This window comes from Methylocystis heyeri (genome assembly GCF_004802635.2).
GTDB lineage: Bacteria > Pseudomonadota > Alphaproteobacteria > Rhizobiales > Beijerinckiaceae > Methylocystis > Methylocystis heyeri.
On record NZ_CP046052.1, the window covers coordinates 3,637,325 to 3,653,592 of the forward strand.

Here is a 16,268-nt window from a genome sequence, read left to right on the forward strand (position 1 = left end):
GTGTGCGCAGCCTCGGTGTTTGACCAACCGAACTTGGTGTCGGGTCAGGCGGGACGCGCTTCAGAGCCGAAGTATGTTCCGGCTTCCTGCGGAAACGCGGCGAGAAATGCCCTCGCCGAATTCTTCAGAGATTGGTTCTCCATGACTTCCCCGAGCCGCCGGACTCGCTGTGTCTTGCGGGAGGAAGCCAAAACGATTCCATCCTCGTTCGCCAACAGTGCGCAGGACAGCAGAACATCGGCGAGATTTCGTTCGGCGCTCAGATCCATTTGAGCGGCCTCCGAAAGCCTCTGGCATGCGTCCGGGCGTTGCGACAACCATTCCCCGACGGGCTGCAAGGCGTTCAGCAGCGCCCGATGCGTCAGAGTAAGGCGCGCGCCGCCGAAGGGCGGGCAGTCGTGGTTGAGTATGCTCCACGAATATTGAAACGCATCGAAAAAGCCGGGATGGGCCACCGCGATTGTTTCGCAGGCGGAGCGGTCCGAAGCCACCCCGATCCAGCGCACCAAACCCTTGCTTCGCAGATCGTCGAGAAAGCGCAGGACCTCGTCGGTGACGTCCTCGGGTTCCGCCTGATGGAGGAAGAACAGATCCAAATAGTCCGTTCGGAGCCGCCGCAGCGATTCCGTGAGGGAGGCCTCGATCACCGGCAATCCAAACTGCCTGCGCGCTCCCTGGACCACCTTCGAACCAACGCCCCGCGTGATCATCGGGAGGGCTCGGCGGATTGGAGCCGCCAACGCGCGCGCCGCCATGACGTATGATTTTACCTGGGGGCGAGCCAAGCCGGCTTTGGAGGCGATCGTCACCTCGCTGCGGCGTCCGACCAAGGCTGCGCCGAGCGCATCTTCCGCGGAGCCCATCCCGTAGCTGGGAGCCACGTCGAAATGCCTTATCCCTCCCTCCAACGCCGCGTGGATCAGGCGGCTGGATTTACGCTGCTCCCAGCCGGCCGTCAGATACGCGCATCCAAACCCCAGAGGCGTAGTTTCGACGCCGGCAATTTTCGGGTGGCGCCTTGCCAACGGCTCCACGCGCGATTCGGCCTTCGATTCTGGCGTCCGATCATTCTGCAAGGCGTCGACGATACTATCACAAACCCGCAGTCCCAAAGCTATCGCCGTGAAGGTCGGATTCGGAAACCCGCTCGACGGATAGACCGCAGCGCCCGCTACAAAGAGATTCTGGGCGCCGAACACGCGCAAGTTTGCATCGACGACGCCGCCGGCGGCGTCGCCGGCCATGCGGGCGCCCCCCATCTGATGGTTGGCGTCGTCGATCCCTTGCAAAAAGGCCGGATCGCCAGCAGCGAGCCGAGGATCGAGTTCGATCCGGGCCAGGCCGGCGCCTTCGATATATTCCGCCAGCATCAGGGCGAAGCGCGATAGTGTGGCGATTTCCGCCTCTTCAACTTTCCAGACCACCTTCACCTGGGGTACGCCCAGGCAATCCCGTTCTTCAGATAAAGTAATGGCGCTCGACATCAGTGCGCGCTGCTCCGATGTCAAACGAAGTTGGATTCCGAGATCGGCCGGGTTGTACATGCGTCGATAGAAGATATACCGCAGCACCAAAGGCAACGAGAACCTGAGAATGAACAAGGCCTCGCGCGGCAGTGATTTCAAGTCGACGTCGAAACGCCCCCGCATCAGCGATTTGACGAAGGACTTGGCGAAGGCCAAATGTTCTGAAAGTGATGAGTTGAAGAGGAAATGACCCGCGATCGAGCCTAGCTCGTGCTTCATCTGGGCGTCGCAGGCCAATTTGAGCTTTGGACTGTATTTGACGCCGTCGATGTAAGCATTGTCGAAAATCTCGTGAAAACGCTCTTTGTCGATCGGATAGGCGCTGCCAGCGTCGCAGTCGACATGATCGAGAAAGCCTTTTCCCAACCAGGGATTGCCGCTCCACGGGGCCGGCTGCCCGGACGCCAGGGGAAGCATGAGCAGCCGTGCGATTTCGACGGTGCCGTTGGCGAGAACGACGAAAGGGGCTCTGAACGTTGCTTCGCGCCCGGAGAGGCTTTTCGTCCGAGCCCCCACGACGCGATCATTTTCCATCTCGAACGCCGTGACCTGAGCATCGAGCAACACGGTCAGATTGGGGCTTTTTTCGATATCCTCTGCAAAGAGCTGCGCAAAATTCGGCTCTGGCGCCCAACGGGTGAAGATGAGGTCGATGTTCGAACTGCTCGCAGGGGGCGTGATTCCGAGCCGCTTCCATACTTCTGGGTCTTCGAGCTGCTGGCGCATTCCGATCAGCTCGAAAGCTCGGCGATAATACGCTTGGATTTCCTCCGGAGCGATTGGCCAAGCCGTCTCTTCGCGCCAGGGTCGATCTAAAAAAACCGCTTGGTCCATGGGAACGAGCTGGCCGCCCCAGAAATTAGTTCCCCCGCCAAGAACGCGAAACCGCCCGGAATGCAACCCCACAAGCGGGAAACCTTCCCAACTGGCTCCCTCCATGAGCGCTTGTGATTCTCGGCTTACCCGTTTTGTCCCTGCCTCGAGCAGAAGAACGCGCCTTTGCTTGCGCGCCAGTTCCGCCGCCATGGTTAACCCGACCGCCCCGCCGCCGACGATGATGATCTCCGGTGCTGGAAGCGCGCCGAGATCCACACGGGATAGTTCGAAAAGCATGTCGCTATACATCCCTATTGTTTGCGGGTGATACGCTTCCGGAGCTTTACGCTTTGCGTGCGCCGAAAGCCGGTTCGATTAGTTCGGTCGCACATTTGTGAGCATCGCCGCATCTCTCGCGGGTCTCGTCATTCCAAACACGGCGCCGGGAGTCGCCGAACCCGCAGGGCCGGATTTCGACTGAGCGGCAAGCGGTGAATCCTCAAAGTGGGCGTTATGTCAAAATCTTCCCGCTCTGCCGGGTCCTAGTCGTATTGCGCATAGAGGGGCTTGGTCATGTCGGCCTCTTTTCAACCGTCGTACAGCTCATGTGATTGTGGGGCTGAAATCTGCCGCCGGCTCAGACGAACTATCCGGTGGCCGTATTGACGCCACGCGCGTTCGCGTTGGGGCGGTGCTCATTGATACGCAACATCCGGCAAAAAACAGAAGAAGTCTGCTGGCAAGAAAGGAGAAACTTACCTGGTTCTGGTAGAAAACCGCAATAAATACAGTAGAAATTACGATGAGCTCAGGGTTGGAGCGAGCTTTAAGCGCCCTTCCTGCTCCAAAGAGAGCTGATCCCATCAGTATCACGAGTGGGATCAAGCCTATTAATCCATTCTCAGCGAGGATCTCGACAAATATATTGTGTGGGTAGATCCCCGTGAAATGGACTGTGCAGCTGTAGCCGCAACCAAATAATATGTTGTTTGTTTCAATGAGGCTGATGGCGGCCATTAGAGCATTTCGCCTCTCCATGAGAGCAAGATCGATGATGTCTGCTTTCTTGAGGCCCATTGCGATTGCGATGGTGTCGATGAAATTGTCAAATCTGTCTCCAGAGTCCAGTGTATTACTGTTTATATATACATATACGAAGATTACGAATCCAGCCAATACAAGGAAAATTGCAGCCGCAGATATAATCAGCCGGCCGCCGTGTTTATCGAATAGCCTGGGTATTATCAGTGACATTACAACGGCGACGATTGGTCCCGAGAGCGCACCTCTCGATCCATTCTGTATGAGCAGGTAGGCGCCGCCCGCAATTGTCGCCATGGACAATATTATCGTTATTATTCCTCCCCTCCAAAAGAAATGAGTTGAGAGAGAGTCCTTCAGGCTTCTGCTCTTGGGCAAAAAAAGCACAAAGAGCCCTGCAATCAAGCTGGAGAGTTGAACGTTAAATATTAGGGAAAGCCCGACGGCGGCGTCCTCGGCGCCGGTAAACACCAGTCGATCCCACGCCTGGTCGACATTTGGGCTGAATATATAAACAGGGAAGACGCAGGCCAGGGCTACGTTCATCCAAAACGTAAAACCAGGAAGGGCTCGGCTGACTACAAATATTCTTCCTGCGACATAAAATAATATTCCAAAAATATCCTCTTTTGAGGCATTTATATAGTCCTCATCATGCGCCCAAGAGAGAAACCCTACGGAGGTAAACCGGATCACAAGGAGCGTAATTGCAGCAATATCGGCGTATAGGATCCTTGAACTACCTCGAAGCCTGGTAATTAAGTTTAGTGCAGGCATGCCGCCTGTCAGGAATAGCATCCAGCCAGGAATTATTTGTGACGCAGATAGTGTAAACGTCAATACGCTAAGCCCGACCGCGAGACCGGGGTTTACGGAGGATAGTAGTGTTAGAATGGCAATCAGTAAAGTCATTTAGGTCTCTTTGCCTGCCATGTTTACGCGGTCAATTCTAGATCTTTACGGACGAAAGAACTTTAGATGGGTACGCTCTTTCTGTAACGCAGTGAGACCGCCTAATCTAGATCTGAAGGCGTCTTTGACGGTCGACGTCACGTCAGTAAAGAGGCCTGATCCGCTCGACGAGCGGAAGCATCCTTCGACGCCGGACCCACTATCCTTGAATCTCTGGTTATCATCCTTGAATTCCACGTAACACTCGGTTCCCCGCTCGAGTTTCGCAATCTTGGCCGTCGTGTAGGCGTTCCTCTGAACGACATTGTATTGCGGTGCAAAAGGTCGATCGGACAGAAGATCGCTGAGCCGCGGATATCGTTCCTTCCACGGAGATGATTTGTACGGTACGGAATTTAATCTTTGAAATAGCAGGCCGCCCCGTTCTTCGTTCAAAAGGTTTTGCCAGCCGGGTTTTTCGCGTGAGGTTACCCAGAACGGCTCGTTCTGAATTTTGCAAAAGAAATTTCCGGCGATGTTGGTGTCGCGTCCGCTATTCAAAAAGATCGCCCGTTCGAGATTGTAAAAGATATTGCCCTTCACAAGGGCGCCGCCGGTATGGTCGTCGAAATAAATGCCGAGCGCGTTCCATTCCCGATCGTCGCTGAACGAGCGGATGTCATGTATATAGTTGCCTACAATCTTGACGCCGTAGCCGGTCCAGTCGCGCCATGTCTCTATAGCGCCTGCATCCACCGTCTCTCTGACGACGTGAGAAATTTCGTTGTCCTCGATCAGATGGTCATTGCCCAAATAGCGGATGGCGTTGTGAGGCCCGCGGGTGATGAGCGTGCGCCTGATAATTTGACCCACCCCATCCAATTCCACGCCCGGTCGTCCTGAACGAATGTCTTGCCCGAAGTCGGCGATGATCGATTCCTCGACGGCATGACCCGAGGGTTTGAGAATCTGGCGATCTCCCCCTTTCATCTCGACGCCCGTCTCGCCTGTCTCGGCGACGACGCAGCGTGTCAGAGAGACGTTTTCTCCCCCGCTGACCACCAGACCGCGGCCGCCAGCCCTGCCGATAAAGCAATCGCGAAAGGCGATATTTGCACTGTCCTCGACCTTCACGGCGTCGCCGTGAGCCTTTTCGAGGGCGAGACCTTCTATCAGAACATTTTGTGCATTCTTGATCAGGAGGAGGTTTTCAACGATGGGGGCCTCGATCGGAGCTTCTGAGCGGGGTCGAAGGGCGATCAAGGCTTTTTGCCTGTCGACGTAGAAGTCGCCGGGCGCGGTCAGCTCCGACAAGGCGTTTTCAACGAAATAGCGATCGATGGGCCTCATCGGATAGGGGCCGTTCCAGGGGTTGGCCGCGAATGCGTCCAGGGACGCATCATAGAGTTCGATCCCGTCGCTTCGCCAATGCCAGTCCATGCCCCAGAAGGCGCCGATGCGAAGGCCGGACTCGCCCTTCCAATCCTGAAATTTCTCTCGAGGCGCTGAAAATTTCACGCGTCGGTCGTCTCCCTGGCCGGAATCCAGCAGGCCCGACATAACGGCGAATCCCGACTTGGGCCAGCGCGCCGGCGTCAGCCGTTCTTCGCCCTGGTACAGGATGATCCCGCGGCGGGACGATCCGGGAGGCGCTCCTGAGCTCGCCGCTTGTTCTCCAGCTGACAAGGCGGTCAGAGCATCGTCGAAAGTTATGAGGCGGACGTCGCCCGACGGGGGGGCGCCCCCCTGGGGGCCTAGAGGACGGCCATCGTAGGCGACGGAAGGAAGAAGCCTGGCGCCGAGAAGCACGGGCTTCGCATCCGCCGCGGCGCGCAGCTTCAACGAGCCCGTAACGCCAGGGGGAAACTCGATGCGCAGTGGGCGCTGCAGTCGATATGAGCCCTCCGCCAATTCAATCGTCGCTTCGCCCGCAGGAGTCGCCGACAAATACTGGACCGCAGCAGAAACAGCGGATTCCAGAGAATCCGCGCCATCCACCTTTCTCGAGAAAGCTTCGCTCCATGCTGGAACAGTGAAGTTGGCCGCGCTCGCCATCGCTGAGAGAATGAACAGGCGTCTCATGATCGCTCCTCTTTGACCGCCGCGCAGTTCTAGGCTTCCCCGCCACATATGTCGGCCGCGAGGCGGTCGTATTGGGCGAGAGACAGCTGACGCAATTCGCAAAAGCGCGCTCGGGCGGCGTTTTGCCTCTTTCGAAGCGACTCGGGTTGGAGGAATGTGTGGAGAATTGCGAGCGTTTCAGAAATCGGCGCCGCCGGCTGAATGACGCACTCTTCGGAGCCGAGGCATTCGGAAATATAGCCGTGGTCGGTTGCAATGACCGGCACGCCATAACTCAGCGCCTCCAATACGACCAAAGGTTGCGCTTCGTACTGATACCGGGTCGGAAAGAAAAAGACGTCTATATCCCGAAAGAAATCCTTTTTGCTTGGTCCCGACACGGGACCCCGAAAATCCAGCGTGTTTCCGAGAATCTCCCGCGCCTCAGCAATTGCTTCGCTCGCCTCGCCGGTCGCTGGTCCCGCTAAGACGAGCCTAAGGTCGAGACCTGCCTCACGTGCGGCGACCACTGTCTGGATCACGGTATCCAGGCCCTTTTCAAGACTCAAATTGCTCAGGTGCCCAATCGTCAGGGGCGCTCCCTCAATTCTGCGGCTTCGTGTTTCGCCGGGATCGGCAACCGCGCAGGCGTTGTGCGCAACGAGAATCCTGTCTATTCCAGCGTAACGAGACGCCAAATCTTTCGCCATCCGCTCACTCAGGACGATATGCGTCACAGGACCGGCGAACCACAGAAGAGCCCGAAATCGAGCCGAGGTTGCCAGCGTATGTTTCGCGGAGTGGTGATGAAGGAACACTTCGTAGCTGAAGGCGCGTGCGAGGAACAGAAGCGCGAAATTGTAAAAAATGCCGTGGCCGGCCTCCAGGACCGAGTAAAAAACTCTCCCTTCACGGCGCCTATGGGCAAAAAGATAGTTCACGGCCACAATGACGCGAAGCAACCGTTTTGAATGGTAGGCCACACGGCCAGCAGTAGCTCCGGGCGAAATGTCGGCGACTATTGGTTTCTGGCCTGCCTCTTTAAGTCTGTTTATCACAGTCGCGTTCACGTATGACTGGCCGTGCAGCGGCGGCGGGAGCGCGACTGCGGCGACGATCTGAACCTGTGAAGCGTTTTGTGTGCGGACGAACTCTTCCGGTGTTTTCCCCAGCTCATTCTCACTCATTAAAGCTGGGCTGTTCTCATATCGCATTCGTAGAGTCCGTTTGATGAAGGGACCTTAGAAGGCCTGTGAGGTTTTGCGAGAGCGCCGGGGGGGTGTAACCCCTCCGGTCGGATCGCCTGTCGCATTTGCAACGCTCGTGTCCTTGTGCGCGACGATGAAGGCGTCGAGCCGGACGATAGGGTAAATCGTCTCCGAACGACACAGTTCAGTTTGCACTTCCGAAGGACGAGCCCAAGACGGCGCGAGTTGCAGCGCCTCTTCTGTCGCTTCGCGGCACAACGCCGTGCGAAATTTTTTTTCGCTTCAGGCTCGTATCAGATGTTTTTTCAGAGCGAGGTGACGTGTTCAAGCGGCGCCAGAAGATGCTCTCTTAAAAATATCATGTCGGCCTGGAGTGGCAGGCCGTGAGTCAAACTGACTTGATTGAACACCCCCGCCAATCGAAAGCCTGCTTTATTGAGGTAATCAATCACCTCCCATGCGCACGCCTGACTTTTATATAGGGGGACATATGAAACTTCACAATAAATCACGGCGAAGCGATCGAGATAGTCGTTCGAAGCCATGAGGACCTCGAGTTCGAAACCCTGAACGTCGATCTTGAGTAGATTGAATTTGCCGAACTCTTCCACGCGAATGAATTCTCTAAGAGGACCACAATGTACCTCTTCCGTCCTGATGGCGCGGGTCCCAAAGGCGACGGATTGCAAATCGCCGACTTCCAGCAACGATGACGAGTCGTCGTGCTCAGTCACGTTGATGAGACGCTTCTCCGGGGACGGACTGATAGCCGCATTAACTAATCGGACACGCTCGTCGGAACCGAAGATCGATCTGAAAATCGCCGCAGGTTGTGAAAGTGGTTCGAAACAAATTACCCGACTGGTTGGGAACCTCTCCAGTGCAAAAGCGGCGAATTGGCCTTTGTTGGCTCCGACGTCGACGATGAGATCGAAATCGTTTTCGAACCGGGCGAAGGCGGGTTTGTGCTCAATGCTCGCAAAAACGCCTCGTGTCGCCGCCTTTCGGAAGGTTCGAGTCGATACAGCGGCCGCAAGTTTGCGGATCCTGAGGACAGCACGGGAAATATCCACGGGGTCTTCCTTCTCGATTCTTTTTTAAGTTGACCGACGATATCGGGACATAAAGCAGGCGTCTGGGCGTTGCCAAGACGACGAGCGCCCCACTGGTGGGCTTATCGTGATTCAAGCTTTGAATTTGCCGGTTCGCATCGCGCAACCTGTCGGCGCGATCTGTCGCCGGCGTTCGCCAATTGGAGCACAGCCCATGCGCGCTCCGGCGATGAGTGAAGGCCAATGTCTGGAAGCGGATGTCAGCCCCCCGCGAGCCGGGTGCTCTATACGGTTCTCGCGGCGGAGCAGACCGAACATATGGGTGGCATAGCAAGCCCGGCGGTCGGTTCCGCTTCTTCGGCAGGAGGCCTTTAGGATGCCGTTGTGGGAGAGAAACCAGGGGGCGTTCTATGAAACCGCGTCGATCGACGCCTGCAGAAAGGGCGGTCGCGATCAGCCGACTGGCTTTGCGCGGCAAGAGCGCGTGCTTGCAGAAGGCGGACGATGATTGCTTCCTCTTCCAGAGTCAGCGCCGTTGACGTTGGAGCTTTCAGCCCCTGATCTCACAATGCCCTTGGCGCCCCCAGATGCGGGAAATGGACATAGGTGTTAATAAATGGCGGCATTCGGCCGAAGACTTCTTGGACGAACTCGGTAAGTGCAAACGGATCGTGTTGGGGGTAGTAAAACAAATCAGGTCTGGGGCGAGGCTGTTGGCTGCGACGCTATTGGAGCATTTAGAGCGCGTTCGGCTTAAACGCAGTCGAACGCGCTCCAAATCTCATTGACGGAGCATGTTGTTTTCCAAAAACCGTTTCGCATTTTTTTGGGAACATGCTTTAGAGCGCTTTCCGACCAGACGACAGCGTCTGGTCGATAAGAAATCGCTCCAGATTCAAAAAGCTGGAGCAAAATCTTATCGAAAAAGTCTATCAACTTTTTCTGATTTTGCTCTAGCCTTTCTCTACGTTCGATCAGGCTTTGAAAATATTGTCGCCGGTTATCGAACGACGAGTATAAATATTTCTAGTGTCGACGACAATAGATGCCGCGCTTCTCAGGGCGTCATAGTCGATTACGTCGTGATCCGTTACTACGAGCGCCACGGTGAATTTTTCAGCAGCGAGGTCTTCCCAGTGGATTGACTTACGACCGGTTAGATTTGCGTGCTCACGCGTCGCAGGTATCACGGGAACATGAGGATCGTAGAATGAAACCTTCGCCCCTCTGTCCTCCAATATCTCAATGATACGCAATGCGGGACTTTCGCGCATATCATCGATGTTTTTCTTGTACGCGATGCCAACAACCAATACATTGGTCGCCGAAAGACCTATTTTTAAATTCGCATCTACGTGTCGCGCGACTTTTTCCACGACGTAGCGAGGCATGGTCGTGTTCACTTCGCCGGCTAGCTCGATAAATTTCGTCGAGACCTCAAATTCGCGCGCCTTCCATGTCAGATAGAAGGGATCGATCGGAATGCAGTGCCCCCCCAAGCCCGGGCCCGGGTAAAACGGCATGTAGCCAAAGGGTTTTGTCTTAGCAGCCTCGATTACTTCCCAAACGTCGATGCCCATTGCGTCGTAAACTATTTTCAACTCGTTCACGAGCGCGATGTTTACAGCGCGAAAAATATTTTCAGTCAGTTTGGCTGCCTCAGCTGCTCGGGTTGAGCTCACAGATGTAACTGAGGAGACGATATTTTCATACAACGCGACCGCGAGCTGCAACGACGCCTCGTCGTCGGCTCCAACCACCTTCGGAATGGTTCTTGTCGTAAAGTGAGCATTGCCCGGATCTTCGCGCTCAGGAGAAAAGGCGAGGAAGTAATCCGTTCCGTAGACCAATCCTGTCGCGTCGAGTATTGGCTTGACGACTTCCGCTGTAGTTCCGGGCCAGGTGGTGGACTCCAATGCAACGAGTTGGCCTTTCCTCAGCTTCTTTGCGATAACTTCGGTGGTCCTTACTACGTGAGTGAGATCCGGGTCACGGTTTTGAGTCAGAGGGGTGGGCACGCAAATGATGACGGCATCCACCTCATCGAGTCGCGAGAAGTCCATCGTCGCATTTAAAAGGCCCGTATGCATCGCTTCCGCGATCGAACCGGCGGAGATATGCTTGAGATAACTCTGGCCCGCGTGGATAGCTTCGATTTTATCCGGGTCGATGTCAAACCCGAGGGTTCGATATCCACCCATCGCTGCCGATAAAGCCAACGGCAACCCGACGTAGCCCAGGCCAACGATGCCGACGCTGATTTTTTTAGTCTTGAAGTCCTCAAGCAGCTGATTGATGGCTATCAAAGCATCCCTCCGTCCGAAAGATAAGCGTATTCGCCAGACATGATTGTTTGGCGGGTTCGAGTCGCGCGCTTCGAGCTGTAGTTTAGGGAGTTCTACGTTCTGGTGAGCGCGTCATAGGTAATCAGGTCGACTTCCGCATCAAGCCCAGCGCGCCAATCGCTGCGTATCAGCTGAGTTTCGTCCTCGAAATCCGGATGACCGGGGTGGCACATAATTTCAATGACCGCCCCGTCGAGACGCTTCAGATTCGACCTGAGTGCAGATAGATCAGTAAAATAATCGGTAGTGTGACACTTGCCGATTGCGCGGAGCGCCGTGTTCCATATTTGCTTCTTCAGGCGCTGCGATGTGTTGGGGGCGTTCGCTGGCGCGTATAGATTTTTGGTCAATCGGGCCGCCTTAATTCGATTTGCCTGTATGAGATATACGAGCAAAGGGAAAAGCATCGGTCGAGTGTGGATGTGGTGGTGCGAATCAACGTGGCTGATGCGCCCCAGGGCGCTCCGCACGCGATTAATCTGGAGTTGAAGCTCTTCAATAATCGCGCGTTGTAGCGGAAGGCCGGGAGTTTGCGGTAATTGAGCGCTGGAAAATTCGCCGTTGCCGTCGAGTAGTGGTTCCAGCTCGGGATTTTTCGATAGGGGAGCAAATTGAGTAATATTCAAATGGACGCCGAAGGAGCATTCGGGAAGTTTCTTGGCGAAGGCGATCGCCTGATCGAACTCAGGGCCGTTGGCGATGATGGTGGCCGAGGTGACGGCCTTTGCTTCCATTAGTTCTGCGGTTTCGAGGTTGGCTTTTTTTGAAATTCCAAAATCATCGGCGTTCATAAGGCATTTGATGTATGGCCGCGTCATTCCTCTTACGCCTTCTGCATATAGCAAATGGTCAACGCTTCAAAAGTTTCGCGCTGAACCTGAAATTGAGGCCAATTCGTTCTGGATGCTTTTTTCGTTTCAGTTGCAGTTCATTACTGCGGAGGTGGCGATTTTTGACAGACCCTTAAGAATGCAGCACCTCGTTCACTGCTCGAAAATTTTGGACCATCGTTTCGATTTGGAGTTTTTCGTTGACGAATGAGGGGATGCGTTGTTTCAGACGCTCAAATCCCGGCTGGTCATCGAATAATTCGACAATGGCCGAAGCCATGCCGGAGGCGCCGGATTCGGACGCCACGAGACGACCGGTTTCATTGTCGACGACATAAGCGATCTCGGGCCCATGAAAGGCGCCGCGCGGACCGCTTTCAAATGCGACGACGGGAATTCCGTAAGCCAGCGCATGGTTGATGGATAGTCCGCCTGGTCCGGGCAAAACGAAAATGTCGGAACCAAGAAACCAGGGCGCTAGTAGGTTTTCTTCGTATATTCCTTCGAGAAGGCTGATCCGCCCGTCTCCGCCACGGTTTCTCCATTCCTGCTGCAATGAATTGGCTTCCTCGCCTCCGCCGATCACAACGAGTCGCGCGTCTGGGTACCGCTCCGCAACCTTTGCGAAAACATCGAAGAGCAAGAGAGCGTTGCGCTCCTTCGTCAAGCGCCCGCAAAAAAGCATTTGGGGCCAACCGAAACGATATGCGTTTTGCGCATTGGCGGCGGCGTTTCGCGGTCCGGCAATGTCAATTGTGTTTTCGATCGTCACGGTCGGGATTGAAGGATCGACGCTCGAGATCCAATTTTTTCCTGCTTCCGTGTATGTCGCGACGACATCCGCCTCTTTAAATAGGCGAAGCCTGACATTGTCTGATAAGCACGCCAGCACACTGCCCGGTTTTCGAGCAAGGTTGGGGCCATGAGTATGAAACGCGAGGCGGTTCAGACGCCCTACATGGCGGGCCAACGCGAAAACATACGTAGCCGGGAAATAAAGCGAAAACTCTGAGATGAGCGCTACGTCTCGGGGCAGAGCCTTTAGAACCGAGAGTATGTCCGTGGGATAACGCGGGTCGTTGCAAAAAAAATCTATGGGAATGCGCTTTAGGTATGGCTGGTCTCCAACGAAACTCAAACCGCTCCCTGCAGGGGGCTCTGCGGCCGTTATCACAGTCCAACCGTATTCTTGATGCAAACGTCGAAAAAGCGGCTCCCTATAGTGGGGCACGACCTTCTGGAAAAAGTAAACCTCTCTCATGTAAATCAGATCCAAGCTGTGAGTTACTGAAGCGCCACAGTAGTCATTTCCACCGGGGGCTTTGACCCGGCTTTATCGGCCGTCAACAGGGATTCCAATCCAATGATGAATTTCGAACGACGACGCGGAAACGTCGGAATTCGTGAGGGTTCGATCCCACTTTGTCGAAGGTTCATGTTGTAAAGAAGACCAAGGACCCCGCCGTTGAAATTCGAACGGTAATTTGAGCGTGCATATTTTCCAGATTGCAGCGCGGTTTCCATCGGGAGCCCGGGCCGAATGATGACGTAGCCGAGATGCTGGACGCTTTGGCCGGCAGATGAATTTTGTCGGAGTGATCTTTGTCGGAATTACGCTGTCCACACTCCCGCCCCCGACGTTTCTCTCAGCCATGAAAATGTGAAAATAGGGGCTCCTTGAAACCTTTGATGGGATGCGTGGGTAGAAAGGCCGGAGTGTGAGCGAACCGTCTGGCGCAGCTTTTGGACTGGGCGCGGCGATACTTCGCGCGCGAAGATCGCATCATCAACAGGCGATTGACCCCGGTCGTTCTTACTCTGTCAGCGATCCGCTCGAGAGGATCGCGCGTCCGTGCGGCGTCAGGCGCCGAAGAATCGGTGCGCTGGACGCGAACCGCCGCCTGGAAGATTTCATGATCGCAATATGGCGTCGACCCGGCCAAAATTGTGAACCATCGTCTCGATCCGCAGTCGGTCGTCAACGTACCGGGGAATCGAGGTGCGAATGCTGTCGAGTTGATCCGGCTCGGCTAGAAGCGCGCATATCTCCGAGGCCATTCCATCGATCCCCTTCGTTGGTTCGACCAGTCGGCCCGTGGCTCCCGATTGCACATATTCGATCTCGGGCGCGTGAAAAGAGCCGCGCTCGTCGGAAAAGGCGATTACCGGCAATCCATAGGCGAGAGCATGATTGATCGACAGACCGCCATGGCCGGGAATTATGAATAAATCCGACCCCAGAAACCAAGGCGCCAACTTCTTCTCTTCGTAAATCGCCTCGAGATAGACAATTCTTTCGTCGTCGCCACGTTTCCGACGCTCTCTCAGCATTACGGGCAGATCCTCGCCTGAGCCAATGACCACAAGTCGTAGATCGGGATATGTCGGCGCCAGTCGATCGAAGAGTTCCAGGAGCAAGGGCGCTCTTTTCTCGGGCAGCAACCGTGAACAGAACAACAGTTGCGGGAAGCCGAGACGGTGAGCCGTGGCGGTCGCCGCTGCAGCGCGCACATTGCCCACATCGATGGTGTTTTCGATCGTAACGGTTCTGACGCCAGGAGCGACACTATTGATCCATCGTTCGCCGGCCGAGGTATAAGTGGCGACGACGTCCGCCAATTTGAAAAGTTGGACCCGAAGGGCGTCCGACAAAAACGCCATCGGCGCGCCGACCGGATGGGTCAGATTTTGACCATGAGTATGGAAGCCCAACCTTTTTATTTTTCCTGTGTGGCGCGCCGCCGCAAAGAGATAGGTTAACGGGAACCGCAAGGAAAACTCCGACATCAGTGCGATCGGCCCCGGTAGCCGATCGAGCGCGGACAAACCGCATGTCGGGTAATTCAAATTGTTTTGAAGGAATACGATCGGTATGTACTCCATGAAAGGCTCATGGGAAGACAGAAGCAATCCCCTTGGGTCGGGGGTGTGCTCCGCCGTTAGAACTTTCCAACCATAGGCGTGATACAAAGCGCGAAATAGGGCCAAGCGGTAGTGCGGCACGACCTTTTGAAAGAAATATACATTAGTCACCTATCTTACCCCGCCCCTGCCGTTTCGGAGAGAGAGCCAAGCGCAGTGTGAATTGCTACTGGTTCCCAGTGTTGGAGGCTCGCTGCGGCGTCCACGCCGCGCCTGTTTTTATTTAACCGTAGTCGTCATTCGGGGCCCGTAGAAATATCTGGGTTGCGCACATTCATCGCCTGCGTGCGTATTTCTCGCCCGATGTCTCCCGGCGATTTCAGGCTGAAAGGCGTCGGCGAGGGCTTGAGGAACCGGCGTCAATAAACCGGCGCCTTTCGGATCGTCTGCACCTCGAGGCTGGTCGAAATGAGGGCCACTCCGCTCAAGATGCATTCTCAAAATATCGACCTCGAATCTGATGCTCTCGATTCACCCCCGATGGATCGCCCTATGACGAAGCGACCATCTAGGCGTCATGCGTATTCCCCACGCTACCGCCATTCGGGTGCGTCTACACGCATCCGTCGTTGAGCCACGAGCGCTGGCTCACTTCCATCCCGCACGGACTCGCGCACAATGGAATCGATCGTGTCTCTTTACGCCGGACAAGGAATGTCCGCCAATAGCTTAGCGGCTTTTCCAGTATGCCCTTCTAACCCAGCCGCTCCACCCATTCAAGCGCCGCAGAAGTGCGGATATGCCCGCCCATTATCTCGAGTAAAACTTCGACGCGACCGCGTTCGTCGAGGCGTTCCAAAATGCCGAGAGCATGCGCCAATGGCCCCGCCGTCAAGCGCACCTTCTGGCCAGGCTGCATATCTTCTGCGATCCTCATCCGGCCGACGGGATCGGCCGACTGGATGAGATCCTCCACCACGCCGACCGGAACAGGCGCCGGCCGATCGTCGACCATGAAGAGACCGGCGACGCCGATCGTACCGTTGACGCTGCGCCAGCGATCCCGGCCGAGATCGAGTGAAACGAAGAGATAACGCGGAAATAGCGGAGCGTTGACGGTCCGCAACTGTCGCGCGTGCCGCACAGTGCGCGGGCGTCGCGGCAAAAAGCTGTGAAAGCCCTGGGCTTCCAGCTGCATTTGAGCCGTCCCCTCCTTATGCGGAAGGGTTTGCGCCAGATACCATCGCCGGCTTGTTGCCGCCATCGACTGAGACAAAGCCCGCAAGTTCATCAACACTCCGTCAACGCCTTCGCCGCCCGTCAGGCTACCTGGCTGCAACCGTTTGATGGCTAACGCTTAGCGAGCCTTTTTACCAAATGTGCGACAGGGCGCAACCAACTCTGGCTTTCGGTTTTGCCTAATAGGAATTTTATGAGGATTTTCCAGAGTGCGAGGCGAGCGCTTCGGGCCCGTTGCGATCGGGTGAACCACGGCGAGGGCGGCTCAGAATGCATTCGCGCCTGGGAGCGCATTTTTATCGCAAAAACATGCCTGCTTTTTGCGCAAATGCGCTCCGGGAGCCAAGTGCGTTGCGGCTCTCCATCGATCCCGCTATCTGCGCTCAGGCCGCTCGGC

The 16,268-nt window shown here is 55.6% G+C and carries 10 protein-coding genes; all 10 read right to left on the reverse strand.

Features of this window, described 5'->3' with window-relative positions:
* Positions 1-44: 44 nt before the first annotated feature.
* The 10 genes from H2LOC_RS16365 to nusG all read right to left on the reverse strand — a co-directional run bounded on the left by H2LOC_RS16365 (position 45) and on the right by nusG (position 15,923).
* Entirely contained in the window at positions 45-2,651 is a 2,607-nt protein-coding gene (locus H2LOC_RS16365) for an aldo/keto reductase (protein ID WP_136497912.1), read from the reverse strand.
* 294 nt (positions 2,652-2,945) lie between these two features.
* Positions 2,946-4,295, reverse strand: coding sequence for an O-antigen ligase family protein (locus H2LOC_RS16370; RefSeq protein ID WP_136497911.1), 1,350 nt, complete (start codon positions 4,293-4,295; stop codon positions 2,946-2,948).
* 45 nt (positions 4,296-4,340) lie between these two features.
* Positions 4,341-6,083, reverse strand: a complete 1,743-nt coding sequence (locus tag H2LOC_RS16375; RefSeq protein ID WP_210251882.1) for a right-handed parallel beta-helix repeat-containing protein — start codon at positions 6,081-6,083, stop codon at positions 4,341-4,343.
* 302 nt (positions 6,084-6,385) lie between these two features.
* The gene (locus tag H2LOC_RS16380) at positions 6,386-7,549 is read right to left on the reverse strand and encodes a glycosyltransferase family 4 protein (RefSeq protein ID WP_136497909.1); all 1,164 of its coding nucleotides are present in this window, start codon (positions 7,547-7,549) and stop codon (positions 6,386-6,388) included.
* Positions 7,550-7,848: 299 nt separating this feature from the next.
* Complete coding sequence (locus H2LOC_RS16385; RefSeq protein ID WP_162009789.1) at positions 7,849-8,616, reverse strand: FkbM family methyltransferase; 768 nt, start codon at positions 8,614-8,616, stop codon at positions 7,849-7,851.
* A gap of 953 nt (positions 8,617-9,569) precedes the next feature.
* Positions 9,570-10,901 (reverse strand): nucleotide sugar dehydrogenase, encoded by a 1,332-nt coding sequence (locus H2LOC_RS16390; protein ID WP_202620480.1) that lies wholly within the window; start codon positions 10,899-10,901, stop codon positions 9,570-9,572.
* Between the two features lie 92 nt (positions 10,902-10,993).
* Entirely contained in the window at positions 10,994-11,731 is a 738-nt protein-coding gene (locus H2LOC_RS16395) for a carbohydrate deacetylase (protein ID WP_162009790.1), read from the reverse strand.
* A 172-nt stretch (positions 11,732-11,903) separates the two neighbouring features.
* A complete protein-coding gene (locus H2LOC_RS16400) occupies positions 11,904-12,740 on the reverse strand; it encodes a glycosyltransferase family 4 protein (RefSeq protein WP_210251883.1) in 837 nt (278 codons plus the stop codon).
* A 941-nt stretch (positions 12,741-13,681) separates the two neighbouring features.
* Positions 13,682-14,773 (reverse strand): glycosyltransferase family 4 protein, encoded by a 1,092-nt coding sequence (locus H2LOC_RS16405; protein WP_136497904.1) that lies wholly within the window; start codon positions 14,771-14,773, stop codon positions 13,682-13,684.
* Between the two features lie 613 nt (positions 14,774-15,386).
* Positions 15,387-15,923 (reverse strand): transcription termination/antitermination protein NusG, encoded by a 537-nt coding sequence (gene nusG, locus H2LOC_RS16410; protein WP_136497903.1) that lies wholly within the window; start codon positions 15,921-15,923, stop codon positions 15,387-15,389.
* Between the last annotated feature and the right edge of the window lie 345 nt (positions 15,924-16,268).